Source organism: Streptomyces sp. P5F9 (genome assembly GCF_057961495.1).
The window spans coordinates 1-2,638 of record NZ_JBXVPZ010000769.1 but is presented as its reverse complement, the minus strand read 5'-3'; the positions used below and the strand labels follow the sequence as shown (position 1 = coordinate 2,638).

The window sequence follows — 2,638 nt, the reverse complement described above, 5'->3', positions numbered from 1 at the left end:
CGAAGGGTGTGGCGGTGGAGCACGCCTCCGTGGCGAATCTGGCGTCGGCTATGGGTCCCGTTCTCGGTGTGGAGCCTGGGCATACGGCGTTGCAGTTCGCGTCGTTCAGTTTCGATGCGGCGGTGCTGGACGTGGCGGTCACGCTGGCGGCCGGGGGCACGTTGGCGATCGCCTCGTCCGAAGAGCGACAGGACCCGTCTGCTCTCGCCGCGATGGTCGAGTTCAACGGTGTCGAGAGCGCGAGTGTGGTGCCGTCGTTGTTGGGGGCCCTGGAGCCGAAGTCGGTTGCGGGGGTGGGGAATTGGGTCTTGGGTGCGGAGCGGCTTGAGGCCGGTCTGGCGGCCAGGTGGCGTGAAGGCGCCCGGGTGTGGAACTCGTATGGGCCCACCGAGGCCACCGTCATCACCACCGCTGTCCTGTTGGAGGAGGGCATCACGGGTGAGGACGCGCCGCCGGCGATCGGCCGTCCGCTGCCCAACACCCGCACCTACGTCCTGGATGCGTTCTTGCGGCCTGTTCCGGTAGGCGTGGCGGGCGAGTTGTACATCGCGGGTTCGGGTCTGGCCCGCGGTTATATCGGCCGAGCGGATCTGACGGCGGAGCGGTTTGTCGCGTGCCCGTTCGGTGACGGCAGCGGGCGGATGTATCGCACCGGGGACCTGGCCCGCTGGACGTCGGCCGGGCAGCTGGAGTTCGTCGGGCGTGCGGACGCGCAGGTGAAGATCCGCGGGTTCCGGGTCGAACTCGGCGAGGTCGAGGCGGTGTTGGCCGCCCATGCGCAGGTCGAGCGGGCGGTGGTGTTGGCGCGGGACGGCCGCCTGATCGGCTACACCGTCGGTGATGTGGACGCCGAGGACGTACGGGAGTTCGCGGCCACCCGGCTGCCGGAGTACATGGTTCCGTCGGCGGTCGTCGTCCTCGACGCGTTCCCGCTCACCGTCAACGGGAAGATCGACCGCTCCGCCCTGCCCGCGCCCGACCTCAACTCCGTTGCCACCCGTGCGCCCGCGACGCCTGCCGAGAAGGTGTTCTGCGCCCTGTTCGCCGAGGTGTTGGGGCTGGAGGCCGTCGGGGTCGGGGACGGGTTCTTCGAGTTGGGCGGCGATTCCATCATGTCGATGCAGCTCGCTTCCCGGGCCCGTACCGCAGGGTGGACCGTTTCGCCGCGGCAGGTGTTCGAGGAGAAGACGCCGGAACGGTTGGCGCTGGTGGCGGTCGCGGTGTCCGGTGGGGCGGCGGGGCAGACCGCAGCCGCGGACACGGGTGTCGGTGAGGTGCCGTGGACCCCGGCGATGCGGTCGATGGGCGCGTACGCGCTGCGGGGCGAGTTCGCTCAGTGGACGGTGATCGGTGCGCCGGCCGGGCTGGGTGTGGGTGTGCTGGCGTCAGGCGTGGATGCGCTGTTGCGGGCGCACGGGATGCTGCGGGCCCGGACCGGGAGCGACCTTCGGACGCTGGTGGTTCCGGAGGCGGGTGAGATCGACGTGTCCGGGCTGGTGGTCCGGGTGGATGCTGTAGGCCTCGCTGAGGGTGAGTTGGACCGGGTGGCGGTGGAGGCCGCTCGGCAGGCGGTGGCGCGGTTGGATCCGGCGGCCGGGGTGATGGTGCAGGTGGTGTGGGTGGACGCCGGGCCGGGCCGGGTCGGTCGGATTGTGCTGGCGGCTCATCACCTGGCGGTCGACGGGGTGTCATGGCGCGTCCTGGCGCAGGATCTGGGGACCGCGTGCGAGGCGGCGGCCGTAGGACGGCGACCGGTCCTCGAACCGGCGCCGACCTCCTTCCGCACCTGGGCCCGGGAGTTGGAGCGGTCGGCGGAAGACCCGCAGCGGGTCCGGGAGTTGGCGAAGTGGGCCGAACTGGTGGGCACCGCCGGTGAGCCGCTGATCGGCCGCCGCGCGCTGGACCCCGCCGTCGACACGGTTGCGTCCTTGCGTCGTTGCTCCTGGTCGGTTCCGGTGGGTGAGTCCGCAATGCTCGTCGGCGAGGTGCCAGGGGTGTTCCACTGCGGTCTGCATGAGGTGCTGTTGGCGACGCTGGCCGGTGCGGTGGCGGGGTGGCGGCCGGGCTTCGGGGCTGAGCCGGGCGGGTTCCTGGTGGAGGTCGAGGGGCATGGCCGCGAGCCGTTGTCGGCGGGCATGGACCTGTCGCGGACGGTGGGCTGGTTCACCGCCGCCTATCCGGTACGGCTGGACGCCTCCGGCGTGGACCTGACGGAGGCTACGGCAGGCGGTACGGCGGCCGGTGCGCTGGTGAAGCGGGTGAAGGAGCAGGTGCAGGCGGTGCCCGGGGACGGTCTCGGCCATGGCCTGTTGCGTCACCTGAATCCGGAGACGGCGCCGGTGTTGGCGGGTCTGCCGGCGCCGCAGGTCGGGTTCAACTACCTGGGCCGGTTCGCGACCGCCGGTGGTGCCGGGGCGAGTTCGGCCGAGCCGTGGCAGTCGGCCGGGGACACGGCCGTCGGTGGCGCTGCCGATCCGGGCATGCCGGTGCTGCACGCTCTCGATGCGGGAGCCGTGGTCGCGGACACCGCGAGCGGTCCCGAGTTGACGCTCACCCTGAGTTGGCCCGACGCGTTGCTGGACGAAACCGACGTAGAGGAACTGGGCCGGGCCTGGCTCGGGCTGCTGAACGGCCTCGC

Annotated in this window: 1 protein-coding gene; it reads left to right on the top strand. The window is 71.6% G+C overall.

Features of this window, described 5'->3' with window-relative positions:
* Positions 1–29 precede the first annotated feature (29 nt).
* Positions 30–2,638, top strand: a 2,609-nt coding sequence (locus AC31A1_RS49790) for an AMP-binding protein (RefSeq protein WP_489659660.1), incomplete at its 3' end; no start/stop codon positions are given.